This is a genomic window from Micromonospora sp. C41, assembly GCF_018070485.1.
Lineage (GTDB): Bacteria > Actinomycetota > Actinomycetes > Mycobacteriales > Micromonosporaceae > Micromonospora > Micromonospora chalcea.
In genome coordinates this window covers 86,732-111,361 of sequence record NZ_JAGPXP010000009.1, presented here as the reverse complement: position 1 = coordinate 111,361, position 24,630 = coordinate 86,732, and the positions used below count along the sequence as shown (strand labels likewise).

Here is a 24,630-nt window from a genome sequence, read left to right as displayed (position 1 = left end):
TGGTGAGCCGTCCCACACCCGAGCGTGCGCGAATCATGCACTTCACGCACATCGACAACCTGCCGAACATCCTTGCCACCGGCCGGCTGCTTGCCGACAGCGCCGTTGGGGCTCAGTTGAGGACCGACGTCGGAGCAGTCGGCATCAAGGCGAGCCGTCGGGAGCGGCCGGTCACCTGTCCCCCGGGCGGATTTGTCGCGGACTACGTGCCGTTCTACTTCGCCCCCCGCTCGCCGATGATGTATCGGATCTCCTGCGAACATCGAGACGGGAAGGCAGGTTGCTACCCAGGTGGGGACGATCCCCTCGTCTACCTGGTGAGCTCAGTCGACCGGGTGCAGGGAGCGGGGCTGCGTTGGGTGGCGAGTGACGGCAACTGCGCCGCGGGAGTCACCGCCTTCACCGGGAACGTCGACGACCTGGGCAAACTGGTGGACTGGCCGTTGATGCGGGCGACGTACTGGAACAACGTGCCGGAAGACCCCGATCGGATCCGACGCCGGATGGCCGAGTTACTGGTACACCGCGAATTCCCTGTCAACCTGATCACCGGTTACGTCGTCCGGACCGATGCGCGAAAGGCGCAGCTGGGGCACGTCCTCCGCTCTGCTGGCATCATTGACGCGTACGTTGATGTCAGACAGCACTGGTACTACGGATACCAACGAGGGGAGGTGCGTGAGTGATCGTCGTCAGCCATGGCAACCTGCTGACTGCCGATGCCGAAGCCCTCGTGAACACGGTCAACACGGTGGGCGTCATGGGCAAGGGCATCGCCCTCCAGTTCAAGCGCGCCTACCCGGCCAACTACACCGCCTACCGAGCCGCTTGTGCAGCTCGAGAAGTCAAGCTGGGCGAGATGTTCGTCTTCGACTCGGCTCGTCTCGGCCCACGGCGGTACGTGATCAACTTTCCCACCAAGAGCCACTGGCGGGCCAACTCGCGAATCGAGGACATCCGCTCCGGGCTGGCGGATCTGGTCCGCGTGGTACGCGAGACGGGGATAACGTCCGTAGCGGTGCCGGCGCTGGGCTGCGGCAACGGTGGCCTCGACTGGGGCGAGGTCCGGCCCATGATCGAGGAGGCTTTCGCCGAACTCCCCGAGATCCGGGTGCTGCTGTTCCCTCCCGAGGGCGCCCCCGATCCCGGTGACATGCCGGTTGCCACGGAGAAACCCGGGCTCACTCCTGGCCGAGCCACGCTGCTGCGCGCGATCGAGCGCTACGTCGACCGCGCCCGCGCGCTGGAACCGCGCGACGGGGTCACCGTGCTGGAGATCCAGAAGATCGCCTACTTCCTCCAGGTGCTCGGTCAGCCCCTCCGCCTCCAGTTCACGCGTGGGCGTTACGGCCCCTACGCGGAGAACCTGAACCATGTCCTCGACCGGCTCGAGGGGCACTACCTCACTGGGTTCGGCGACCGGTCCGCCCGAGTCGGGGAGCTTCAGCCGTTCCGCCTGATCGACGGCGCGGCCGACGACGTCGCCGCGTGGTTTGCCGCACATCCCGCACCGGACGCTCTACTGGACCGCTTCACGCGGCTTGTCGACGGTTTCGAGACGCCATACAGCCTCGAGCTGTTGGCGACTGTGCACTACGCTGCCGAGCTGCACCCTCCGGCCACCGACATCGATGTGCTGGTCGATCGGGTGCGAACGTGGAGCGGACGCAAAGCCCGGCTCTTCACGCCCGCCCACATCCGGATGGCCTTCGACCGGCTCCAGGACGTCGGACTGCTGCCGAGCCCGGCACGAACCTGAGGCCATTTGCGCCACCATCTGTAGTAGTTCTCCACCTCGTTCGGGAGCGCGCAGCGCCCCCGATCGTCATCCGCTCGGCGTCAACCGGACATGGCTGGAACCTACGGTGAGTGCCGAGGTGGTGACGGGCGGCCATTACACCTGGGCGGCGTCGGCCGTCTCGGGTGCCGCGTGCCGGCCACCGCCGTTACGCCGTTCGTCGCCGTGCCCCGGCCACCATGCCGTGTGGCCGATCAGCCCGGTCAGCGCCGGTACGAAGAACATCGACATGACGAACGCGGACAGCACGATCCCGATCGCCACCGCGAAACCCATCTGCTGCAGGAACGAGATCGGCGCGAGCATCAGCACCCCGAACGTGCCGGCCAGGATCAGCCCGGCCGCGGCGACTGTCGGGCCGGCGTGTTCCACCCCGATCGCGGCGGCCTCGTGCGGTTCGTGCCCTTCGCGCGCCTCCTCGCGAAGCCGGGCGATCATCAGGATGTTGTAGTCGGTGCCGATCGCCACCACGAACAGGTAGAGGATGATCGGCAGCTGGAACGTCACGCCGGGGTTGCCCTGGAGCCCTTGGAACACGTACACGGTCGCGCCGAGCGTGGCGGCGAAGTTGAGCAGCACCGCGATCACCAGGTAGACCGGCGCGACGAGGCTGCGCAGCAGCAACCCGAGGATGAGCGCGATCAGGCCGGCGGCGACCGGCAGGATGACCGAGAGGTCCCTGTTGTTCGCCGAGTTGATGTCCGCGAAGATCGCGGTGGCGCCGCCGACCAAGGCCTTGGTGCCCGGCGGCGCGGCGGCGTGCAGCACGTCCCGCAGGTCGTCGCGGACCAGCGTGATCGCCTCGTTGGACATCGGGTTCTCGTTCAGCAGCAGGCTGATCCGGGCGACGCTCGGGTCGGTGGCGCTGCGCTCCGGCGGCTGCGCCCGCCCGACGCCCGGCGCCTTGGCCGACGCGGCGGCGAAGTCGTTCACCTGCTGGTCGGTGAGCGGGGTGCCGTTGCCGGTGGTCAGGTAGACCTCGGTGGGCGCGAGCGCACCGGCGGCGAATCCGCGCTGGAGGTCCTGGGCGGCCCGCGCCGACTCGGTGTCCTGCGGGAATCCGGCGCTGAAGTCGTAGTCGGCCTTGTAGCCGAGCACCCCGGCGGCGAGCGCGACGAGCAGCACGCCGGAGGCGGCTGCGACGACGGCCGGGCGACGGCCGACGGCGGCGCCGAGTCGCCGGGACAGCGTCGCCTTCGGTGGGCGCTGCCACGCCTTCGACGGCCAGAACACCCACCGGCCGAGCAGCGACACCAGTGCCGGGATCAGGGTCAGCGAGGTGACGAGCATGACGCCGACGGCGATGGCGAGCGCGGGGCCGAGCGAGCCGAAGAAGCCGAGCGAGGCGAGCAGCAACACCAGGAACGCCACGATGACCGCACCGGCGGCGGAGGTGATGACCTCGCCGACCCGCTGCACCGAGACGACCATCGCGGTGCGCTTGTCGTCACCGGCGCGCAGCCGCTCCCGGTAGCGGAACAGCAGGAACAGGATGTAGTCGGTGCCGATGCCGAACAGCACGATCAGCAGGATGGTCTGCAGGTCCTGGCTGACGTTGAGGTCGAACGCCTTGCCGGCGGCGGCGACCAGGCCGGTGGTGACGGACATGACCACGCTGATGACCACCACCGGCAGCAGCGCGGCGATCGGGCTGCGGAAGATGATCAGGATCAGCCCGATGATGAGGATGATGGTGGCGACGCCGACCACCGCGAACGCGTCGTTGAACGTGTCCTCGTTGTCGACGAAGCTGGCCACGTCGCCGGCCACCCCGGCGGTAAGGCCGCTGCCGGCCAGGTCCGGCCCGAGGGCGGCACGCAGATCGCGTACGGCGTCGAGCAGGCCCGGGTCGTCGGGGCTGTCGGCGTCGAGACCGACGGTGACCACCTGCACCGACTTGTCCGGCGCGACGGCCTGCGGCCCGGTCAGGTAGCCGGAGGTCTGCGGGATGTTCCGCGCCTTGAGCGCGGCGGCGAGCTGCCCCACGCGCGCCTCGTCGGCCGCGGTGAGCGGCTTGCCGTCGCCGCGTTTGACCACGACGGTGGCGGTGGCGGTGGCCGCCTGTGGGAACGACTTCCCGGCCAGCTCGGTGGCCTGCACCGACTCGTAGGAGCTCGGCAGGAAGCTCTCCTGGTCGGCGGAGGTGATGTCGCTCAGTGACGGGCTGGCGGCGATGATCGCTATCGCGGCGACGACCCAGCCGCCGATCACCCACCACGCCTTGCCCACGACGAATCTGCCCAGGCGCTCGAACATCGTTTCCCCCGTGTGTTCGGCTGTGTCGCACGCGATCCTACGCTGCGTGAGCAATCCCTTTCGGACGGCTCGCGGACTTCGTCGACGATCCGGTCTCCACCGCGCTGTGTGGCCCGTGCTCGCGGCGCCGGTGCTCGCCCCCGTGCTGGCGGTCCACCAACCCCGACGCCCCGCCGCTGATCGGGTACGCCGTCGTGTTCGGCGCGCTGCTGGCGCAGAGCACGGTACGGCTCGGCGCCGAGGACAGCACCCACTACGTGGTGGGCGGCGTGCGGAAATCCGGGGCGCGGCGGGCGAGTTCATTCACCGCCCGGCGGCGACAGCATTCCGCCCGACGGTCCTTACCGCCGCCGGAAATACATGGAGGCAGAAGCGATATACCTCAGAGTCGTAATTATGACTCTGAGGCATATCGCTCTGGATGGCACACGTCTTCAACGAGGCTGGACCACGGAGCCCGGGCGCTCGACGACGGCTGGCGTCACCGCGACGGCTGCCCGGCGGCGGGCGCGACGCAAACCGGGCGGCGAAAGTGTCGTAGAGGGCTCGTAGCCTGGCGCGGTCAACGACGATCGCAGGGAGGCGACGTGCTCGACCACTTCTCCGTAGCGGTGCGCGACCTGGCGGCCAGCGGCGCCTTCTACGACACGGTGCTCGCCCCGCTGGGCGCGCGGCGGCTCATGGAGCCCGGCCCGATCGGCTACGGCGTCGACAAGCCCGACTTCTGGGTGGAACCCGCGCCGTCCGACGCCACGCCGGTGCCCGTGCACATCGCGTTCACCGCTGCCGACCGTGCCACGGTGCGCGCGTTCCACGACGCGGCTGTCGCGGCCGGCGCGGAGGTGCTGCACGCGCCGAAGGAGTGGCCGGAATACCACGCCACCTACTACGGCGCGTTCGTCCGCGACCCGGACGGCAACAACGTCGAGGCGGTCTGCCACCGGCCGGAGTGAGTCCGGTTGCGTCGGCGAGACAGGATGGACCGGTGGAGATCGAACCGGTCGAGCACGCTCCGGTACGCGCCATCCGCCGGTCCTGGCTGGCACAGCGCTGGCACGACCTGACGTTCCTGCACTGGGCGGTCCCGCCGGAGCGGGTGGCGCCGCTGCTGCCCGCCGGCACCCGGCCGGACACGTTCGACGGGCTCACCTACGTCGGGCTGATCGGGTTCCAGATGGTCGGGCTGGGGCTCGGCGTCGGCCCAGGCGTGCCGTACTTCGGCACGTTCTGGGAGACGAACGTCCGGCTCTACTCCGTCGACGGTTCGGGGCGGCGCGCCGTCGTGTTCCGCTCGCTCGACGCGTCCCGGCTGGTGCCGGTGCTGGTGGCCCAGCTGAGTCTGCGCCTGCCGTACAAGTGGTCGGCGATGCGGCTGGACCGCTCCGGCGACACGCTCACCTACCGCTGCCGCCGCCGCTGGCCCGGTCCGTCCGGCGCGTCCAGCCGGATGACGGTGCGCGTCGGCGCGCCGATCGCCGAGCCGACGCCACTGGAGCACTTCCTCACCGCGCGCTGGGGTCTGCACACCCGCGCATACGGCCGCACCCTTCACGTGCCGAATTGGCATCCACAGTGGCCGCTGCACCGTGCCGAACTGCTTGACCTGGACGACGAACTGGTCACCGCCGCCGGCCTGCCCGCGCCGGACGGCCCACCGGTGAGCGTGCTCTACTCCCCCGGCGTCCCCGTCGTCTTCGGCGGCCCCACGTCGGCCGGGTGACCGCCACCGCTTCGATCGACACCAGGTCGCCGGAGTGGCGGCATCCGGCGCACCGGGACACCGCCACCTCCCCGACGTGGCGAGGGCGCGTCAGCGCAGCGGGTCGTAGGTGCCGTGCGGCACGTCGGGACGGCATCGGCGCACCCGGTCGGCGGCCATCCGACCGCCCACCGCCAGCCCGTACCGCTCGACCGCGGCCAGCCCGTACGCGCTGCACGTGGGCGTGTAGCGGCAGGTCGCCGGCCAGCGGTGCGACAGCCAGCGCCGGTAGCCGAGGATGGCGGCCCGGCCGGCGCGGTCCACGGCGGGCCGCCGGACGACGCCGGCGGTCACCGAACCGAGGGTGAGCAGCATCGAGAAGAGGCCCAGGTCGCAGCAGCCCGGCCCGTCACAGGTGGGCACGTCGCAGTTGCACCAGTCCCGGCTCTTCTTCTTGTGGCGGTGCCGCTTCCGGAAGATCACCACGTCATGATGCGACACGCCCGCCAGTGTCGAATGAGGCGACCGGACCGGGTCCGGTGTGATCGGGTCTGTGGACGGCCGGGAACCTAGCGTCGAGGTCGTCACCAGGAAGGAACATCGGGTGCTGGATCGGCTCAACGCCGCGTTGGATTACCTCGAACAGCGGCTCGAGCAGCCGCTCGACGTGGCCGCGCTGGCCCGGATCGCGGGCGTCTCGGAGCACCACTTCGGCCGGCTGTTCTCGGCGCTGGCCGGGCTGCCGCTGTCGGAGTACGTCCGCCGTCGCCGGATGACGCTGGCCGGCGCGGACGTGCTCGCGGGGCGGGAGTCACTGCTCGACGTGGCGGTCCGCTGGGGTTACGGCTCGAACGAGGCGTTCGCCCGCGCGTTCCGGGCCGTGCACGGCGTCGGGCCGACGCAGGCCCGGCAGGCCGGGGCGGTGCTGCGGTCCCAGCCCCGGCTGTCCTTCCGGCTCGTCGTCGAAGGGAACACCAGCATGGATTACCGGATCGTGACCAAGGACGCCTTCCGGCTCGCCGGGCTGAAAGCGCGGGTGCCGCTCGTGCACGAGGGGATGAACCCGCACATCGTGGCGTTCGTCAGGGGCATCGACCCGGCCACCGTACGCCGCATCGAGGCGCTGTCCGACCAGGAGCCGCGCGGGATCGTCAACGTCAGCGCCGAGCTGGCCGGTTCCCGCGACGAGGGTGCCGAGCTGGACTACTGGTACGCGGCGGTGACCGGCGCGGAGGTGCCCGGCGATCTGGACAGCCTGCCGGTCGAGGCCGGTGACTGGGCGGTGTTCTCCAGTTCCGGGGCGTTCCCGGTGGCGGTGCAGCACCTGTGGCGGGCCGTGTTCACGTCCTGGTTCCCGTCCAACCCGTACGAGGCCCGCCCGGGGCCGGAGATCTCGCGGGTGCGGGTCGCCGAGGACGGCGGCACCGCCGACGCGGAGCTGTGGATCCCGGTCCGCCGGGTCTAGGGAGTAGCTGCCGCTCGCGCCAGCGCGGCCGGCACGTCGTGTACGTGGTACCGATGCTCGCCCGGCTCGATGGCGGCGAGGAACATCGCGTACACGGCGGCCAGCCGCAGCGGCGCGACCGGCCGGAGCAGGTCGACGGCCCGGTGCGGGTCGCTGCCCGGTACGTCGGTGCGCCAGCGCCGCGTCCACGCGCCGGTCAGCCGGACGGCGGCGTCCGCGTCGACGTCCTCGGTGAGGCGCAGGATGTCGAAGGCGGGGTGGCCGACGAACGAGTCCGCCCAGTCGATCACCACCCGCCGCCGCCCGTCGCCGCGCACGTTGCCGGGGTGCAGGTCGCCGTGCACGAGCGTGTCGGGCAGGCCGCAGTCCCGGACCTGCTGGAGCCGGTGGTCGAGCCCGTCGAGCAGACCGGCGGCCGCCGACACGTCGTGCCCGGCGAGCCGCTCACGGATCCAGTCCGCCAGCCCCGTCCCGCGCAGATCCGGCACCCCGGCGGCGACCAGCTCACCGACGACCCCACACGCCCGCAGTTGCACCGCGTGATGCTCTACCGCGATGGAGGCACGCTCCCCTTCCCCGGCCCCGTACCGGTCCTGCCCCGGCACGTCCGCCAGCAGCATCCGCCCCTCCCCGTCGGCGGCGAGCACCTTCGGCCCGTTGACCAAGGAGCTCGGGTCACCGGGGAAGGCCAGGACCGTGGGCTCGTGGCGGGCGAAGGGCGGGAGCTGCTTCAGCCACGCCGGGCCCGCGTCGGTGTCCAGGCGCCAGATGGCGGAGAGGTTCCAGGTGCGCTGCTGCGCCACCGCCGTCACCCGACGGCCGAGCCGGCGCAGCTCACCCGCCGCCCAGGCGACGCTGCGCTCCGGGCCGCCGGCCTGCGCCCACGACTGGCGCAGCGGGTGCGGCGCGAGGTCCACGGCAACCCGCTCCAGGGGTACGGCGGGAGCGTCGGCGGTCTGCGCCAGGTAACGGACGTGGCCACCGGGCGGCGCGGGACGGTCGGCGTCGAGCAGCCGCAGCACGGCGACCGCCAGACCGTGGCGACGACGAACCTCGGCCACGATCGAGGCGACCTCCTGCCACCACGGCTCCGGCACGTCGAACGACGGCAGCGCGCCGAGCGGACGGCCAGCGGCGTCGAGCAGGATCAGCGTGACGGTGCGGGACACGGCCGGACGGTAGCCGGACGCCCCGACGGGAGGCGAGCGGATTCAGCGCCAGACGGTGCGGCGCAACCCCTGGTGCCCGGCGCACACGTCGCGCTGGCCACCCGTGCGGCTGATCGACCCGTCGCGGCACTGCACCAGCCAGCCCCGATCGGACCAGAACCCGGGTACGCACTCGAACCAGTCGCACACCCCGGCGGCCGGCCTGCGGATCCGCTGGCCGCCGCAGAAGTCGTACCCGAAGGGGTTCGCCGGGGCGCCGCAGCGGCGCTCGACCGGCGGCTGGGGCGTGCCGCGCGGCGGCGCGGGACGGGCACGCGACGGCTCGGGGCTGGTGGTGGGCCGGACCTGGACGGCGGGCGCGACCTGCGGTGGCGCGGGGGTTCCGGTGGCCGCCGGGGTGGCCGCGACGGCGCGCTCCGAGCCGGCCCGGGTCGGCGGGTTGGACTCGAAGAGCATCGCCGGGACGACGAGCGCGAGCGCCGCGCCGACGGCCACCGTGCGCCGGCCGCCGGGCACCAGCGCGGAGACCCGGGCCTGGGCGGGGGTGAGCACGGGCGGGCGCTGGGGGCGCTCCGCCGCGTGTTCCTCGATCAGCTCGTCCAGCTCGGCCACGACCGCGGCGCGCTGCTCGATCGCGTCGGCGAACGCGAGCGTGAGCGTGAACCGGAAGTCGGCCACCGCGCCGGTGGGCAGCAGCAACCCGGAGGTACGTCGCCGGTCCAGCACCTGGATCAGGGTGACCGGCGCGCCGGGGTCGTGGGACAGGCCGGTCATCCGGCCGTACGCCCAGTCGCGCCGGCCTCGCCCGCCGAGCAGCACCAGCCGGCGGTTGGTGAGCACGGCGAGCCCGGCGTCGACCACCTTGACCCCCTCAGGGCGGCGCGGGCGCAGCACGGGCGGGTCGGGGTCGACCGTCAGCTCGGGGGCGGGCAGCACGGCGGTGTGCCGCACCTCCACCAGTTGCGCGGCCGGGAGCGTCCAGAAGACCACCTCACCGGGGGCCAGCTCCATCGGCAGGCCGACGCCCGCCTGGGCCGAGCCGTGGAAGGACACCGCGAGCGTACGCAGGCGGCGCAGCTCGTCGTCGCGGCGTCGCCACGCCTCGTCGGCCGCGCGGAACGCCCGCTGCCGCCGTTCGTTCTGCCGGTGCGCCCACCGGTACCGCCATGTGGAACCCGTCGAATCAGTCTTCGTCACGCCGACTCCTCCGCCGCGCGAGCCCACCAATCGGGGTGTCATTCATGTCAACGATCCGGCAGGGGTACGAAGACACGCGAAAGTCGCCAATTAGACCGATCGGCTGATTGACCGACACTATCGACGGAAACTCCCCCGCGCTTCCCGGCGGCGCTGCTTCGTCATGCGCGCGCGGGAGCACGTCGGTAACGTCAGCCGCACAGCGGGGCGTACCGCGGCCCCCGGGCGGCGAGGAGGTGCACCGGTGGGCGACCCGGCCGTCGTGGTGGGCGTGGACATCGGCACCACCAGTTCCAAGGCGGTCGCGTTCGACACCTCCGGCCGGCAACTGGCGAGCCACTCGATCGGTTACCCGCTGGAGGAGCCGAACCCCGGCTGGGCCGAGCAGGACCCGGACCTCATCTACGAAGCGGTACTCGGCGTCATCCGCGCGGTCGTCGACGAGCTGGCCGCGCCGATCGCCGGCCTGTCGTTCAGCACCGCCATGCACAGCCTGATCGGGCTGGACGCCGACGGCACCCCGCTGACCCCGTCGATCACCTGGGCCGACTCCCGGGCCAGCGCGCAGGCCGAGCGGCTGCGGGCGGTGCCGTCCGGGCTCGCGCTGCACCGCCGCACCGGCACCCCGGTGCACCCGATGGCGCCGCTGCCCAAGCTGGTCTGGTTCGCCGAGCAGGAGCCGAAACTGCACGAGCGGGTCGCGCACTGGGTCGGCATCAAGGATCTGGTGCTGCGGCGGCTCGCCGACGCGCTCGTCACCGACCACTCGGTCGCCTCCGCCAGCGGGCTGATGGACATCCACCGGCTGGCCTGGGACACCGAGGCGCTACGCCTGGCCGGCATCACCGAGGAGCAGCTCCCCCAGCTCGTACCCACCACGCACGTGCTGCCCGGGCTCACCGCCGAGGCGGCGCGGGCCACCGGCCTGCCGGCGGACACCCCGCTGGTGGTGGGCGCCGGCGACGGGCCGCTGGCCAACCTCGGCCTCGGCGCGGTACGCCCCGGCGTGGTGGCCTGCTCGATCGGCACCAGCGGCGCGATGCGGGTGATGGTGGAACGCCCCGGCGTGGACCCCCTCGGCGGCGTGTTCTGCTACGCCCTCACCGAGGACCGCTGGGTGGTAGGCGGCGCCATCAACAACGGCGGGATCGTCCTCCAGTGGGCGAACGACGCGCTCGCCCCCGAACTGGGCGAGCACGCCGAGGAGGAACTGCTCGACCTGGCCGCCACGGCGCCGGTCGGCTCCGGCGGGCTGATCATGCTGCCGTACCTGCTCAGCGAGCGGGCACCACACTGGAGCGCGCTGCCGCGCGGCGCGTACGTCGGGCTGACCCACGGCCACGGCCGGGCGCACCTGGTCCGGGCCGCGCTGGAGGGCGTCTGCCAGCAGCTCGCGCTGGTCCTCGCCTCGGTCCGGGCGGCCGGGAACGAGGTACGCGAGGTCCGCGCCAGCGGCGGCTTCGCCCGCAGCCCGCTGTGGCGGCAGATCCTCGCCGACGCGCTCGGCATGCCGGTGCGGTTCCCCGCCGGGCACGAGGGGTCCGGCTTCGGCGCGGCGCTGCTCGGCATGCAGGCGCTCGGCCTCATCGAATCGATCGAGGTCGCCGCCGACCTGGTCCGGATCGAGGAGACGGTCCGCCCGGATCCCGCCTCCGCCGCCACGTACGCGGCGCTGCTCCCGCTCTTCTCCGAGCTGTACGACGCACTGGTACCCACGTTCGCCTCACTGCGACGGATGGCGCCGAGCCTGCCGCCGGAACCCCCACCCACCGCACCACCCCGCTGACCGACCGAAGGGCGTGATAGCCGTGGTCACACTGCTCACCGCACCAGCGGAACCGCTCACGAACGCCGGTGACACCCAGCTCGTCCTCGCCGCCCTGCTCGGCATCGCCGCTGTCGTGCTGCTCATCGCGTGGGGCAAGGTGCACCCGTTCCTCGCGCTGATCCTCGGCGCCGCGGTGCTCGGCGTGGTCGCCGCCGTACCCGTCGACAAGATCGTCACGTCGTTCAGCGGCGGCGTCGGCTCCACGGTCGGCGGCGTGGGCCTGCTGATCGCACTCGGCGCGATGATCGGCGGCCTGCTGGCCGAGTCCGGCGGCGCGGACGGCATCGTGGAACGGGTGGTCGGCCGGGTCTCCGGGACCGCGCTGCCCTGGGCGATGGCCGGCGTGGCCGCGCTCATCGGCCTGCCGCTGTTCTTCGAGGTCGGCGTGGTGCTGCTGGTGCCGATCGTGCTGCTCGTCTCGCTGCGGGTGAACGTGCCGCTGATCAAGATCGGCATTCCCGCGCTGGCCGGCCTGTCGGTGCTGCACGGCCTGGTGCCGCCGCACCCGGGCCCGCTGGTGGCGATCGACGCGCTCGGCGCGAACCTCGGTCAGACGCTCGCCCTGGGCCTGCTGGTGGCGATCCCCACGGTGATCATCGCCGGGCCGGTCTTCGGTAACTTCATCGCCCGGTACGTGCCGGCCACCGCCCCGGCCGAGCTGCTGCCGACCCGGCGCGACGCCGACGACCGCAGCCCGACCCGTCCCGGTGACGGACGGCTCGACGCCGACGGCGACCTGGTCACCGAGGACGACCTGGTCAACCCGGGCACCGGGCGGCCCGGCGGCGCGATCGACGAGCCGGACGGACGGCGCTCGCGCCGCGCCCCGGCGCTGTGGGCGGCGGTGGTCACCGTGCTGCTGCCGGTGGTGCTGATGCTGCTGCGGGCGATCGGCGAGCTGACGCTCGGCGAGGACACCACCGGCCGCAAGGCGCTGGACATCGTCGGCACCCCGATCATCGCCCTGCTCGCCGGCGTCGTCTTCGCCATGATCTTCCTGGGCTACCTGTCCGGCTTCAGCCGTACCCAGGTCTCCGGTTTCCTCGGCGGCTCGCTGCCGCCGATCGCCGGCATCCTGCTGATCGTCGCCGCCGGTGGCGGCTTCAAGCAGGTGCTCGTCGACGCCGGCGTGGGCGACCTGGTCGCGAACGCCGCCGACGGCGCGAACCTCTCCCCGCTGCTGCTCGGCTGGCTGGTAGCTGTCGGCATCCGGGTCGCCACCGGCTCGGCCACCGTCGCCACCATCACCGCCGCCGGCATCGTCGCGCCGCTGGCCGACACGCTCGCCGCCCCCGAGGTGGCGCTGCTGGCGCTGGCCATCGGCTGTGGGTCGCTGTTCTTCTCCCACGTCAACGACGCCGGCTTCTGGCTGGTGAAGGAGTACTTCGGGTTGACCGTCGGGCAGACCATCAAGAGCTGGTCGGTGATGGAGACCATCATCTCGGTGGTCGGTTTCCTCGGCGTCCTGCTGCTCGACGTCTTCATCTAGAGGCGGTCAGGGGGCCTCGACGCCGGAGATGCGGAACTTGTGCACCTCGGCGCCGAGGATCTCCGTCACCTGCTCGGCCTCCGGGCCGGAGCCCCGGAACGCCAGCAACTGCTCGTCGGACTCCCACCGCTCGTAGACGTTGATCCGGCCCGGCTCGACCAGGTCCGCGCTGACCGCGAAGTCCACGCAGCCGGGCGCGTCCCGGGCCGCACGGACGGCAGCCTCGCAGGACGCCAGGTAGGCGTCCCGCCGGGCCGGATCGACGTAGAGGGTGCCGGCGACGATGAGCATGCCGGCCATCCTGCCACCCGCTCCCGGTCAGGACCGGGTGATCGCGTTGGCGTGGATCGCCTCGTTCAGGTACGCGGCCATCCCCGGCCGCAGCGCCTCGAAGTACGCGGTGAACCGCGGGTCCGCCACGTACATGTCGGCCAGACCGGTGTGGATCTCGTACGAGCAGTCGTACCACCACTTCGTGATGAGCTGCCGGTGCTCCTCGGCCAGCGCCATCGCCTCCGGGCCGTCAGCCGGCGCGCCCGAGTCCATCAGCGCGGCGAACCGCCGCCCCCACTCCTCGTTCTCCGCCTTGTTGCGCAGCCAGTCCTCCTTCGAGTAGCGGCCCGCGCGCTCCTGCGACTGCCGGTACGCCTCGGTGCCGCCCCAGCGCTGCCCCGCCTCCTCGGCGTGCTCGTCCGGGTCGAAGTCCCCGAACACCTCGAACCGCTCCTCCGGCGTCAACTGGATCCCCAACGTCCTCGCCTCCATCGCGTGTTCGATCGCCGCGACCATCTCCTGGAGCTTCCCGATCCGCCCGGACAGCAGCTCGTGCTGCCGGCGCAGGTGCGCCACCGGGTCGGCGTCCGGATCGTCCAGGATCTCGGCGATCTCCTCCAGCGGGAACCCCAGCTCCCGGTAGTAGCGGATGAGCTGCAACCGGTCCAGGTCCGCCTCGTCGTAGCGGCGGTAGCCCGCCGACGTGCGCCCGCTGGGCCGCAGCAGCCCGATCTCGTCGTAGTGGTGCAGCGTCCGGACCGTCACCCGGGCCGCCCGCGCCACCTGCCCCACCGTGTACGCCATGGTTCCCTCCCTTCCGCGACCAAGGCTGCCGCCTTCCGCTGCGTGAGGGTCAAGCCGGAAAACACGACGACGCCCCCGACCAGGATCGGCCGGGGGCGTCGTCGGTGCGGTCAGTTGGTGACCTTCTCCTTCTCCGGGGCGGCGAAGGTCGCGGTCGGCGGGGTGCGGAAGGCGTGCACCAGGCCGGCGGCGGAGAGCAGCAGGAGCAGGCCCGCGCCGAGGTACACGGCCAGGGCGCCCTGCTCGGCCTTGCGGCCGAACTCGCTGAAGCCGTACGAGGTGAGCAGCAGGCCGCGCAGCGTCTCGCCCTTGAACACGGTCTCCCGCTGGGCGGTCACCTCGGCGAGCTGCTTCTGCAGGTCGGCCAGGTTGGCGGCGTTGCTCTGCTCGGCCTGGGCCACCTGCTCACGAAGCGCGCTCTGCGGCTCGCCCAGGTCGGCGTAGGTCTTGCCGCCGGCCATGTTCTTCAGGTGCAGGCCGATGTACTCGTTGGCGTAGCACTCCGCCTGCTTGCCGGTGGTCATCTTCTGGCCGGCGTACTCGCGCAGGCAGTCCGACTTCTTCTCCTCGTCGGAGAGCTTGTCCGCCGGGGTGAAGGTGATGTTCTGCTCGCCGAGCTGGCTGCGTACGTAGTCGTTGGCGAAGTTGGCGTTCGTCGTCAGGACGACGCCGACGACGAGCAGCAGGACCGCCAGGCCCAGCCCACCGATGCTGAACAGCAGGTCGAGAGTCCGTCGCTTCATATCAAGCTCCCGTGTGGAGGGTGTGTTCGTCTTGTTGACGAGAACCATCATGGCGGTGCCGGACCGCCCGTGAGCAGGGTCGAACCCCCTGTCCCGTCCGGGACCTTCGGCCCCCGTGGACCCGGGCCGGTCAGCGGTCCGCGCCCGCCCCGGACAACGCGGGAAGTAGGTCGGTCAGGGCGGCCGGGCGGCCGTACCGCCAGCCCTGGCCCTGCCGGCAGCCGATCGCGGTGACCGCCGCGTGCTGCGCGACCGTCTCCACCCCCTCGGCCACCACGGCCAGGTCGAACGCGCCGGCCAGCCGGTTCACCATCTCGACTGTGGCGTACGCGCGGCTGTCCCCGGCGTCCAGCCGGGACACGAACGACCTGTCGATCTTCAGCTCGGTGGCCGGGATGCGGTGCAGATAGCTCAGCGAGGAGTACCCGGTGCCGAAGTCATCGATGGCGATGCGGATGCCGAGGTCACGCAGCTGGGACAGCCGGTCCAGCACCGCCTCGCTGCCCTCGATCAGCGCGGACTCGGTGAGTTCCAGGGTGAGCGCGCGGGGCGGCAGGCCGGCCGCGGCGACCGCGCCGGTGACGGTGGCGATCAGGTCGGGCCGGCACAGGTGGGCGGCGGCGATGTTGACCGCGACCGTCACCTCCGGCGCGTGCGCGCGCCAGGTCGCGGCGGCCCGGCACGCCTCGTGGATGACCCACCTGTCGATCGCCACGATCAGCCCGGTCTCCTCCGCCAGCGGCAGGAACCGGGCCGGGGTGAGCACGCCGAGGCGGGGATGCCGCCAGCGCACCAGCGCCTCGGCGCTGCGTACCGCGCCGGTGTCGAGGTCGACGATCGGCTGGAACTCCATCAGCAACTGGCCCTCGTCCACCGCCCGGCGCAGGTCGGCGATCAGCTCGGCGCGGCTGACCGCCGACTCGCGCAGGTGCGGCGTGCACGTGCGGTACGCGGCCTTGCCGGCCGCCTTCGCCGCGTACATGGCGATGTCGGCGTCGCGGAGCAGGTCGGTGTGCGAGGCGTGCTGCGGCCCGTACTCGGCGATGCCGATGCTCGCCGACGGGTGCACTCCCAGGTCCTCCTCGCCGGGCAGCGGCTCCAGCGCGGCCAGCAGCCGGATCGCGAGCCGCTCGGGCGGCACCGCGCGGTCCCCGGCGACCAGCACCGCGAACTCGTCGCCGCCCAGCCGCGCGATCATCCCGTCCGGGCCGACCGCGTCCCGCATGCGCTCCGCCGTGGCGGTGAGCAGCCGGTCCCCGGCGGCGTGCCCGAACCTGTCGTTCACCTGCTTGAAGCCGTCCAGGTCGAGCAGCACCACGGCGACCGGCCCGCCGGTGCGCAACGCCCGCCGCAGCCGCCGGACGAACGTCAGCCGGTTCGGCAGGCCGGTGAGCTGGTCGGAGTACGCGAGCCGGCGCAGCCGGCCGACCAGCCGCAGGTTCTCGTTCGCGGCCAGCCCCTGACGCAGCGCCAGTACGCCGAGCAGGGCCATCATGCCGACGAAGACCACGTGCGGGGTCTGCCCGCTGGGCCGCCGCGACAGCATGACCGCGACGATCGCGCCGCCCACCGGCAGGTACGGCAGCGCCACCCGCCACCACGGCGGCAGCGGTGACTCGACCACGTCGTCGTCGCCGTCCTCGTCGACCGGCGGCGGATAGCGGGTGGCCAGGCCGACCAGCAGGTAGCTCAGCGGCCAGCAGATGTCGACCGGGTGACCGGGCGTGTAGTTGCCGTGCGCGACCAGGGAGACGTAGACGGCGTCCGCGCCGGCCCGGATCGCCAGGCCCGCCCCGATCACGGTGAGCGCCCGCCACATCGGCCGGCCCGGACCGGCGACCGCCACCAGGATGGTGAGCTGCATCAGGTCGAACATCGGGTAGAGCAGGCCGAACGTACGCATCGGATCGGCCAGGCCGGCCTCGGTGATCTCCTGGAACACCACCACCCAGCCGATCGGGAGGAGGGCCAGCCCGACGATGACCCCGTCGAGCAGGGTGCGGGCCCGGCCGATCAGGCTGCGCGGGCCGGCGCGGAAACTGAGCAGGGCGGCGGTGCCGGTGACGATGCCGCCGGCGAACAGTCCGGCGACCAGCGGCGTGTGCGGCAGCCCGAGCCCGCCGAGACGCTCGACCGTCCACACCGTACGGCCGAGCGCGGCGAGGACCATGGTGACCGCGAGCAGCTCCCAGAACCGGCGTAGCGCGACCGGGTGGCGCCGCGCCGCGCCAACGCAGAGCACCGCCGCGAGGCTCGACACCGCAACCGCGCCGAGGTCGCTGACCAGCGCCGCGCCGGGCAGCCGGGCGACCAGCCAGGCCGTCTCCCCGAGTACGACGACGGCGGCCGCGACAAGTCCGACACGGCCGGCGAGCGGATGACGGGCCGGCGCAGCGGCGGCGAGGCTCACGTCGAGCTGGGGTACAACGATGCGCTCCGGCTCTCTTCCAGACGTGCACCCTCGACGCCGAGGGCAGGACGACGGACGGCGCAAGCCTAGTCAGCGCCGGGGGCCGCCGCCAGAGTCGACGGCTGTCGGTCAGCGGACCGTGACGGTCAGGACCAGTCCTCCGCCGGGGCCGGGTCCGGCGGTGCGGCGGCCGTGCCGGGCGGCCCGCCGTGCGTCCACGGCGTCTCCTCCGGCGCCGGGAACGCCCCACCCGGCAGGAAACCGTCGGAGAGGCTGGTCAGACAGATCCGCTCGCCCACCCCCGGAACGCTGCCGGGCGGCGCGGTCAGCCCCCGGCCCATCCCGCCGGACAGCTCCAGCACCACCTCGGTCTTGCCGTCCGCGCCGGGCGTCACGAACACCACAGTCGCCTTCTGCGCCGGGCGCTGCGGCGAGTACAGCCTCGCGCCCACCGGCATCGGCACCGGCTCGGTGGTGACCACCTGGATGCGCGGGCGCAGCACCGGCCGTTTGCCGGAGTCGTCCACCCGCGCCGGGTCGGCGAGCGTCACCTCACCGACGAACGCCTCCCCGGACAGCCGGTGCTCGGCCATCACCAGCGGATCGTCGTAGGCGCGCTGCACCGCCCACGCGGTCGACGCCCGTTCCAGCCGCTGCAACCGCAGCGCCGCCGCCACCGCGCCGTCGCGCCGCGGCTGCGGGCCGCCCCCGGCGTCGACGTGCTCGGCGTGCGCGGTGAACGCGTCCCGGTCACCGGCCCACCGGCCGGCCACCCGAGCACCGGCCGGCAGCGTCCGCAGCAGGCCGACGCCGCGCCACATCAGCTCCCAGGTGGGCGCGAGCTGGTCGCGCAGCAGGCCGGCGAGCTCGTCGTACGCGGCCGCGCGGGCCGCCGGGTCGTCCCCGGCCCGGGTGTACGCCTCGATCGCCGGGGCGAGCCGGCGGTTGTCGAAGTCCGGGTCGGTGGCCGGCCCGGCCGGCGGGCAGTGTGCCGGGTCCTCGGCGCGGGCCGCCGCCTCAGCCCCGGTCAGCCCGGCCGGCGGGTCCAGCCAGCCCAGCACCGCCGGCAGATGCAGGTCCTCCACCACGCTCTGCCCGGTCGTCCAGTGCAACGTCAGCGCCTCGGTCAACGCCAGCAGCGCCGACGAGCCGGGCTGCTCGGCACGCTCGGCGAAGAACGTCAGCCAGCGACCCAGCAGCGGCACCGACTGGTGCACCGGATAGTCGCCGTCGGTACGGCGGAACCGGGTCGAGCGCCCGAACAGCCGCAGGAACGTGATCCCGGCCGGGTTCGGCACCAGCAGTTGCGGCGCGTCGACGTACCGGTGGCGGACGTCGCGGCCCCGGTCCACCGGCACCGCCTCGGTCAGGTCACGGAACTCGTCCAGGTACGGCAGCACGATCGCGGCCAGCTCGGCGGCGAACGCGAACCGCTGGTCCCGGTTGCGCGGCTGCGGCACCACCAGCAGCCGGGCGTCGTCGGGCGCGGCGCCGACCATCGCGGCGAGCGGGGCGTTCGCCTCACCGGCGAGCGCGAGCGGCACCAGCACCAACGGCCGCTCCGACAGGTGCAGGTGCCGGACGGTGGCCACCGGCTGGGCCCGCCCGGAGGCGACCGCCTGCGCCCGGGCGAGCGCGCGCAGCGTACTCATGCGGTCTGCCCGGCGAGGGCGTCGGCGCGCAGGCGCGCGGCGGCCCGCAGCAGCGCGGCGGCCTCCGCCTGCCCCGGCTCGGGCGCGGCCGAACCCTCGGCGAGCGCCAGCACGTCGGCCACCTCCTCGACGCCGCCCAGCGCCTCGCGGACCGGCCGGCCCAGCGCGCCGGTCTGCCCGCGCGCCTCGTGCCGGCAGAAGTACGCCAGCTCGCACGCGGCCAGGCAATCAGGCGCGTAGCGGGCCGGCACCTCGTGCAGCGCGGCGGCGAGCGTCGCCGGATCGGCCGCCGGGTCGACCGTGAACCCGGCCGGTACGGCGGCGAGCAGGTCCTCGACCCGGGCCATCCGGGCCAGCTGGCGGCGCAGCACCAGCAGCTGGCGGCGCACGTCGAGCAGGCTGGCCACCGGCTGGTTGGCGAAGTCGCGCGGGCAGACCAGCACCACCTCGTGCGACACCAGCTCCGGGTCGTGTCCCTCGGCGGCGAGCAGCTCGCGCAACGCCAGCACGTAGACGGCGGACTGGATCGCGGCGGCGGCGACCTTGCCCGGGTCGGCCTGCCCGTCGATCACCGGGAACGACTTGATCTCCACGACGTGGAACCGGCCCGCCAGCCGGGCGGCGACCAGATCCGGTTCCAGGTGCACCCGGGTACCCGCCACGTCCAGGCCGAGCAGCGGGTGGTCGAACAGCGCCGGGCCGTCGCCGCTCGCGGTGAGCGCCGCCCGGGACCGTTCCGGCCGGTCGTCGTCGGCGCCGAGGTCGGTCCAGGTCGCGCCCTCCGGGACGGGTACGCCGAGCCGCTCCGCGACCAGGCGCAGCAGTTCCTTCCCGCCGTCGGCCTTCACCTGCGCCTCGAATGCGTTGCCGCGGGTGATCGCGAAGCGGGACTGACCGAAGCGGGCCGGGAAGCCGAGTCGTTCGGCCAGCGCCGGCTTGTCCGCGCCCGCGCTGTCCAGCACGGCGCGGCGGGTGCAGCCGGGGTTGCCGGTCAGCGCGGCGATGGTACGGGCGTTGTGCCGCCGGGGCGGCCCACCACCCCTGATCCGTGCCAGCCGATCTTCCACCCGATGAAGTGTAAGGAAGGGCCCCCTGTTAACGCCTCCGGTAGAGGAAGGGCCCCTTATTAACACGGTGCGTCAGCGGTCGGCGGAACGGTTCCAGGGCGAGCGGGGCGACTGCGCGCCCGCGACCCGGCGACGCCGGCGGTGGTGCCGGCGCCCGGGCGTGCAGGGTGGACGGGCGGCGGTGTGCACCGGCGGGGCGGCCGGAGCGGCCGGCTGCCGGCCGATCAGCCAGTAGAGGAAGCGGGTCACGGTCAGCCGACCGGGAGGCGCTCGGCCTCGGCGCGGGAGATGTCGTACTCGGCGCCGCAGAACGTGCACTGCTGCGCGTACCGGGTGCGCAGCGGGATCAGCGGGACGAAGAAGAGGCTGAACTTGGTGACCCGGCGAGTGATCACCTGGGCGGCATGGTTGCCGCAGTTGCGGCAGACCTCGGTGACGACGCCGGACCGGACGACCTTGGTCCGCAGCCCGAAGATGAAGAACATCGCCCGGCATTACCCACCCGGGCGCCGTGTTAAAAGGGGCCCCCTCCTCTACCGGAGGCGTTAAGAGGGGGCCCTTCCTTACAGCCAGATCGGCTTCCAGTTGGGCACCTCGTGGAAGCGCCGCAGCTCGGCCCACCCGGCCACGTTCCCGCTCCACGCCGCGTACGGCGGGTTGCCCTCGTCGAAGCCGGACTGCACGAACGTCAGCTTCGTCCTGCCGTCGGACTCCGCCAGTTCCCAGGACGTCACGCCGACGGGCCCCCAGTCGATGGACAGCGCCCGCCCCGGCGTCACGTCGAACACCTTTGCGGCCTCACCGGCGTCGAGGCCGCCCATCGCGTACCGGCCGCCCTCCCAGGGCTCCACGCCGATCGGGTAGCCGAACCAGGCGGTGACCTGCTCCGAGTCGGTGAGCGACGTCCACACCTTGTCCATCGGGGCGTCGATGACCACCTCGCCGCTCAGGTCGGCGGAGGTGAAGTCGGTACGCGGCAGCAGCGGCCGGCCGTCCAGGTGGTCGTTGAGGTGGGCGATCGCCAGGTACCAGTACGTCTGGAGCACGCCCCGGATGCTGCTGCCGCTCATCGCCTCCGCGTAGTCGAAGTGGCTCTGCCGCAGCGTGAGTATCGTGCCGTCGCCGTCGGGCTCCAGTTCGAACTCGGTGGTGGTCTCCACCCCGTCGAGCGTCCACGCGAAGCGCAGCGTCCGGTCGTCGACGTGCAGCAGCCGCTGGTGTGGCGCGTCGCCCTCGGGCGTGTAGCGGCCCCAGAACTCGTACCGCCGGGGCAGCTCGACCTCGGCGTGCTCGGCCAGCCAGACGCGCAGCTCGGCGGGGTCGGTCAGGGCTCGGCGGACGGTCGCCACGGGTGCGGCGAGGCGGGCGCGGATGGTCATCGGCTCACTCATGCTTGTCGCCTTTCGGGTAGCAGGCCACGGCGAGTTTGAAGGCGTCGCCCTCGGCGCCGCCGTAGCGCGTGAACAGGTCCTGCAGCGTCGTCTGCAGGTCGTGCAGGAACTCCTGCCGCCGCTCGGCGGGCACCCGGATCTCGCCGGAGACGCCGACGGACGGCAGTTCGGGGGCGGCGCGGTCGAGCGCGGCGATGTCGGCCTGGACCTCTTCCATGAGGTCGAGCAGGGAGCCCAGGCTCAGCTCGTCGCGGGCGCGGCGGGCGCCGCCGATGCGGCCGACCAGGCGGGGCGAGAGCCAGTACGAGCGGGCGGCGGCCTGGTAGATGCCCTCGGTGATGCCGCGCACCTGGCGCTGCGCCACCTGCTCGGCCAGCCCGGCCGCGACGAGCTGCTTGACGTGGTAGTAGACGCGCTGCGGCGTCTGTTCCAGCCGGGCCGCGACCTCGGTGCAGGTGCGGGGTTCGGCCAGTTGCCGTAGCACCTCGATGCGCTGCGGCTTGAGCAGGGCTTCGGCCTGCTCGCGCTGTTCCAGGTACAGGACGTCTCTCATGGCAAAATCAGTTTGTACGTACAAAACTTCTTTGTCAATGACTTCGACGAGAGGCCGCGCGGTCCGCGCGGCCTCTCGTCGGTACGACCGGTCAGGGCGTCCAGTCCGGACGCAGCGGGTACCCGTTCACCCCTTCCGGGCCGTTGTGCGTGGCGAGCACGTGGTGCAGCTGGATGCCGTTGCGCTCGAACGCCAGCCGGGAGCCGGCCATGTAGAGGCCCCACACCTTGGCGGTGCCCGGCCCGACCTCGCCGACGCAGAAGTCCCAGTGCTCGACCAGGTTGCGGCACCAGCCGGCGAGCGTCAGCGCGTAGTGCTGGCGCAGGTTCTCCTCGTGGTGCACCTCGAACCCGGCGTCGTGGATCTCGCTGATCAGCCGACCCGGACCGGCCAGCTCGCCGTCCGGGAAGACGTACCTGTCGATGAACGCGCCGGAGCGGTGCGGCGCCCGGTTGTCGGCCCGGGTGATGCAGTGGTTGAGCAGTCGCCCGCCGGGCTTGAGCCGGGAGCGCAGCGCGCCGAAGTAGGCCGGGTAGTTGCGCACGCCGATGTGCTCGGTCAGCCCGATCGAGGAGATCGCGTCGAACTGCTCGTGCGGCGCGTCCCGGTAGTCCAGGTGGCGCACCTCCGCCAGCTCGCTCAGCCCCTCCCGCTCGATCGCCGCCCGCGCCCACTCGGCCTGAGCCTTCGACAGCGTCACACCGAGCGCCTTGACGCCGTACTCGCGGGCCGCGTGCCGGACCATGCCGCCCCAGCCGCAGCCGACGTCCAGCAGCCGCATCCCCGGCTTTAGCGCCAGCTTGCCCGCGACCAGGTCGTACTTGGCCCGCTGCGCCTCTTCGAGGGTGTCGCCAGGACTGCGGAAAACCGCGCAGGTGTACGTCATGGACGGCCCGAGCACCTTCTCGTAGAAGGCGTTCGACACGTCGTAGTGGTGCGAGATCGCGCTGCTGTCCCGGGTACGCGAGTGACGCAGCCCGGTCATCAGCCGCCGCCAGCGCGGGGCCGCCTCCTGCGGCGGGGGCGGCGGCGGACGCAGCCGTTCCCAGCCCAGCCCGCGGACCAGCGCGAGCGCCTCGCTCATCGCCGGGATCCGCAACGGCACCTCGTCCTTGATGACCCGCAGCGCCTCGTACGGGTCGCCCGGGTGCACACCCTCCAGCCCGAGGTCGCCGCTGACGTAGGCCCGGGCCATGCCCAGGTCGCCGGGCGCGGTGAGCAGGTAGGACAAGCCGCGCTCGGTGTGGATCGCCAGGGTGATGCCGGCGTCGGCCGGGCCCACCGCGCTGCCGTCGTAGCCGGTCACCCGGACGGGCAGGTCGCCGGTGGTGACCGCGCGGACCACGTCCGCGACTGTGGGTCCGGTACGCCGGCCGCCCGCCGGCGGGCCGGCCGGGGCGCTCGCCGCCCCCGGTGTTCGGTCGGTCAGACTCATGCTCGGGTTACCGCCTTCTCGTACAGTCCGGTGAGTCGGTGGTCCGGGTCGTAGCGGTCCTTCACGGCGCGCCAGGTCTCCCCGCCGTAGAGCCGGTCGAACTCGCCCCGGTCGTAGTACGCGTCGGAGTAGAGCGACTTGTGACCGCCCACCTCCGACACCATGCGCTCGATCTGGCGGTTGACGTCCCCGTCGGCGGCGCCCGCCGCGATGGGCACGCTTCCCCAGAAGCCGATGTTCACATACGTTTCGCCCGGTCGGAGCGGATATAGCGGCCACGCCTTCGCCGACCCGGGGCCGGCGGGCTCGCGCAGCCGCAGCGGGCACAGCCACACCGGCGTCATGCCCACGTTCGCCGCGAACCAGCGCAGGAACTCGGGCGTGCGGTCCAGCGGGACCTCCACGTCCTGCACCACCCGCTCGCGGGCCGGGCGGCCCCGCCACCTGTCGACGCGCGCGGCCACCTGGTGCCGGTGCTCCAGCCGCACGATCCGGTGGTAGACGTCGCTGCGCCGGTAGCGCCGCGGCCACAGCCGCCGCACCACCGGGTGCTGCACCCCGAACGCCGCCGAACACCAGAACCAGTCGGTGTCCCAGCGCCAGAGATAGTCGTACGCGGTGAGCGTGTCCCGGGTGCGCCGGCGCAACGAGCGGTAGTAGATCTCCTGGCCGGTGTAGTCGGACGGACCGTCCTCGGCCTCGTCGGTGAACGTGCCGAGCACGAGGTACGCCTCGCCGGGGCTGAACATCACCCCGTCCATGGCGTCGACCGGCTCGCCGCCCCAGGCGCCCTTGGCCACCACCTCGCCGACCGCGTCGACCAGTTCCTCGAGCCGGGTGAACCGGATGTTGCGCAGCGCCATGTGACGGCGTACCGGTTGCAGCTCGATGCGCAGCCGGGTGGCGTAGCCGAGGCTGCCCAGCGAGTTGGGGAAGGCCCGGTGCAGCTCGGCGTGCTCGCCCCGGGGCCGGGTCGTGACGACCTCTCCCGAGCCGGTGAGCACATCCATCTCCAGCACCGACTCGTGCGGCAGGCCGTTGCGGAAGGAGGTGGACTCGATGCCCAGCCCGGTCACCGCGCCGCCCAGCGTGATCGTGCGCAACTGCGGCACGACAAGCGGCATCAGGCCGTGCGGCAGCGTCGCGTCGACCAGATCCTCGTAGGTGCACATGCCCTGCACGTCGGCGGTGCGGGCCGCCGGGTCGACGGCGAGCACCCCGGTCAGGCCGCTCACGTCCAGACCCGGCGTACGTGGAGCGGAACGTGGCCGGAAGAGGTTCGAGGTCTGCTTGGCCAGCCGTACGGGTTCCCCGGCGGGCACCGCGGCGTAGGAGCGCCGCAGCGTGTCCACCGCCCGTTCATGATCACGGACAGCGTGCATGAGATCACCTTACGCGCGG

General features: G+C 72.7%; 23 protein-coding genes. 7 read left to right on the top strand and 16 right to left on the bottom strand.

Annotated elements, in window-relative coordinates; genetic code table 11:
• The first annotated feature begins 2 nt into the window (after nucleotides 1-2).
• The gene (locus tag KBX43_RS12695; RefSeq protein ID WP_210884522.1) at nucleotides 3-686 is read left to right on the top strand and encodes a DUF4433 domain-containing protein; all 684 of its coding nucleotides are present in this window, start codon (nucleotides 3-5) and stop codon (nucleotides 684-686) included.
• A complete protein-coding gene (locus KBX43_RS12690; protein WP_069087556.1) occupies nucleotides 683-1,759 on the top strand; it encodes a macro domain-containing protein in 1,077 nt (358 codons plus the stop codon). The genes KBX43_RS12695 and KBX43_RS12690 overlap by 4 nt, the downstream gene beginning before the upstream one ends.
• A 135-nt stretch (nucleotides 1,760-1,894) precedes the next feature.
• Here the strand turns inward: KBX43_RS12690 and KBX43_RS12685 are convergent, their stop codons facing one another.
• Nucleotides 1,895-4,054, bottom strand: coding sequence for an MMPL family transporter (locus KBX43_RS12685; protein ID WP_210884520.1), 2,160 nt, complete (start codon nucleotides 4,052-4,054; stop codon nucleotides 1,895-1,897).
• Between the two features lie 587 nt (nucleotides 4,055-4,641).
• On the opposite strand from KBX43_RS12685, the gene KBX43_RS12680 reads away from it, so the two are divergent.
• The gene (locus tag KBX43_RS12680; RefSeq protein ID WP_069087558.1) at nucleotides 4,642-5,007 is read left to right on the top strand and encodes a VOC family protein; all 366 of its coding nucleotides are present in this window, start codon (nucleotides 4,642-4,644) and stop codon (nucleotides 5,005-5,007) included.
• Between the two features lie 32 nt (nucleotides 5,008-5,039).
• On the top strand, nucleotides 5,040-5,774 hold the full coding sequence (locus KBX43_RS12675; RefSeq protein ID WP_209960180.1) for a YqjF family protein: 735 nt from the start codon (nucleotides 5,040-5,042) through the stop codon (nucleotides 5,772-5,774).
• 90 nt (nucleotides 5,775-5,864) lie between these two features.
• Here KBX43_RS12675 and yidD read toward each other — a convergent pair whose 3' ends face one another.
• Nucleotides 5,865-6,254 (bottom strand): membrane protein insertion efficiency factor YidD, encoded by a 390-nt coding sequence (gene yidD, locus KBX43_RS12670; RefSeq protein ID WP_307851512.1) that lies wholly within the window; start codon nucleotides 6,252-6,254, stop codon nucleotides 5,865-5,867.
• A 103-nt stretch (nucleotides 6,255-6,357) separates the two neighbouring features.
• On the opposite strand from yidD, the gene KBX43_RS12665 reads away from it, so the two are divergent.
• Complete coding sequence (locus KBX43_RS12665; protein WP_064446879.1) at nucleotides 6,358-7,218, top strand: AraC family transcriptional regulator; 861 nt, start codon at nucleotides 6,358-6,360, stop codon at nucleotides 7,216-7,218.
• Here KBX43_RS12665 and KBX43_RS12660 read toward each other — a convergent pair.
• Nucleotides 7,215-8,387, bottom strand: coding sequence for a phosphotransferase family protein (locus KBX43_RS12660; RefSeq protein WP_210884517.1), 1,173 nt, complete (start codon nucleotides 8,385-8,387; stop codon nucleotides 7,215-7,217). The two genes, KBX43_RS12665 and KBX43_RS12660, sit on opposite strands and share 4 nt — an antisense overlap.
• Before the next feature lie 42 nt (nucleotides 8,388-8,429).
• On the bottom strand, nucleotides 8,430-9,584 hold the full coding sequence (locus KBX43_RS12655; RefSeq protein WP_043326319.1) for a hypothetical protein: 1,155 nt from the start codon (nucleotides 9,582-9,584) through the stop codon (nucleotides 8,430-8,432).
• A 244-nt stretch (nucleotides 9,585-9,828) separates the two neighbouring features.
• On the opposite strand from KBX43_RS12655, the gene KBX43_RS12650 reads away from it, so the two are divergent.
• Nucleotides 9,829-11,370 (top strand): gluconokinase, encoded by a 1,542-nt coding sequence (locus tag KBX43_RS12650; RefSeq protein ID WP_210884515.1) that lies wholly within the window; start codon nucleotides 9,829-9,831, stop codon nucleotides 11,368-11,370.
• 22 nt (nucleotides 11,371-11,392) lie between these two features.
• Nucleotides 11,393-12,901 carry an SLC13 family permease gene (locus tag KBX43_RS12645; RefSeq protein ID WP_210884513.1) on the top strand — a complete coding sequence of 503 codons (1,509 nt, stop codon included), beginning with the start codon at nucleotides 11,393-11,395 and terminating at the stop codon, nucleotides 12,899-12,901.
• 6 nt (nucleotides 12,902-12,907) lie between these two features.
• On the opposite strand, the gene KBX43_RS12640 is transcribed toward KBX43_RS12645, so the two are convergent.
• From KBX43_RS12640 to KBX43_RS12585, 12 genes are all read right to left on the bottom strand, one after another.
• Entirely contained in the window at nucleotides 12,908-13,192 is a 285-nt protein-coding gene (locus KBX43_RS12640; protein WP_013474158.1) for a putative quinol monooxygenase, read from the bottom strand.
• A gap of 27 nt (nucleotides 13,193-13,219) precedes the next feature.
• Nucleotides 13,220-13,978 (bottom strand): MerR family transcriptional regulator, encoded by a 759-nt coding sequence (locus tag KBX43_RS12635; RefSeq protein ID WP_210884507.1) that lies wholly within the window; start codon nucleotides 13,976-13,978, stop codon nucleotides 13,220-13,222.
• A gap of 110 nt (nucleotides 13,979-14,088) precedes the next feature.
• Entirely contained in the window at nucleotides 14,089-14,721 is a 633-nt protein-coding gene (locus KBX43_RS12630) for a hypothetical protein (protein WP_043326326.1), read from the bottom strand.
• Between the two features lie 130 nt (nucleotides 14,722-14,851).
• The gene (locus tag KBX43_RS12625; protein ID WP_176722751.1) at nucleotides 14,852-17,131 is read right to left on the bottom strand and encodes a bifunctional diguanylate cyclase/phosphodiesterase; all 2,280 of its coding nucleotides are present in this window, start codon (nucleotides 17,129-17,131) and stop codon (nucleotides 14,852-14,854) included.
• Between the two features lie 146 nt (nucleotides 17,132-17,277).
• Entirely contained in the window at nucleotides 17,278-18,783 is a 1,506-nt protein-coding gene (locus KBX43_RS12620; protein WP_210884491.1) for a hypothetical protein, read from the bottom strand.
• Entirely contained in the window at nucleotides 18,780-19,850 is a 1,071-nt protein-coding gene (locus KBX43_RS12615; protein ID WP_043326330.1) for a hypothetical protein, read from the bottom strand. Before KBX43_RS12615 ends, KBX43_RS12620 begins: the two co-directional genes overlap by 4 nt.
• 72 nt (nucleotides 19,851-19,922) lie before the next feature.
• Entirely contained in the window at nucleotides 19,923-20,099 is a 177-nt protein-coding gene (locus tag KBX43_RS12610; protein ID WP_157539057.1) for a hypothetical protein, read from the bottom strand.
• Nucleotides 20,100-20,101: 2 nt separating this feature from the next.
• Nucleotides 20,102-20,335: a zinc-ribbon domain-containing protein gene (locus KBX43_RS12605; protein ID WP_064446874.1), complete on the bottom strand. Its 234-nt coding sequence runs from the start codon at nucleotides 20,333-20,335 to the stop codon at nucleotides 20,102-20,104.
• A 78-nt stretch (nucleotides 20,336-20,413) separates the two neighbouring features.
• Nucleotides 20,414-21,241, bottom strand: coding sequence for an SRPBCC domain-containing protein (locus KBX43_RS12600; protein ID WP_187693774.1), 828 nt, complete (start codon nucleotides 21,239-21,241; stop codon nucleotides 20,414-20,416).
• Complete coding sequence (locus KBX43_RS12595; RefSeq protein WP_069087567.1) at nucleotides 21,234-21,794, bottom strand: helix-turn-helix domain-containing protein; 561 nt, start codon at nucleotides 21,792-21,794, stop codon at nucleotides 21,234-21,236. Before KBX43_RS12595 ends, KBX43_RS12600 begins: the two co-directional genes overlap by 8 nt.
• 91 nt (nucleotides 21,795-21,885) lie before the next feature.
• On the bottom strand, nucleotides 21,886-23,229 hold the full coding sequence (locus KBX43_RS12590) for a class I SAM-dependent methyltransferase (protein ID WP_043326338.1): 1,344 nt from the start codon (nucleotides 23,227-23,229) through the stop codon (nucleotides 21,886-21,888).
• A complete protein-coding gene (locus KBX43_RS12585; protein WP_210884489.1) occupies nucleotides 23,226-24,611 on the bottom strand; it encodes an FAD-binding oxidoreductase in 1,386 nt (461 codons plus the stop codon). Before KBX43_RS12585 ends, KBX43_RS12590 begins: the two co-directional genes overlap by 4 nt.
• Between the last annotated feature and the right edge of the window lie 19 nt (nucleotides 24,612-24,630).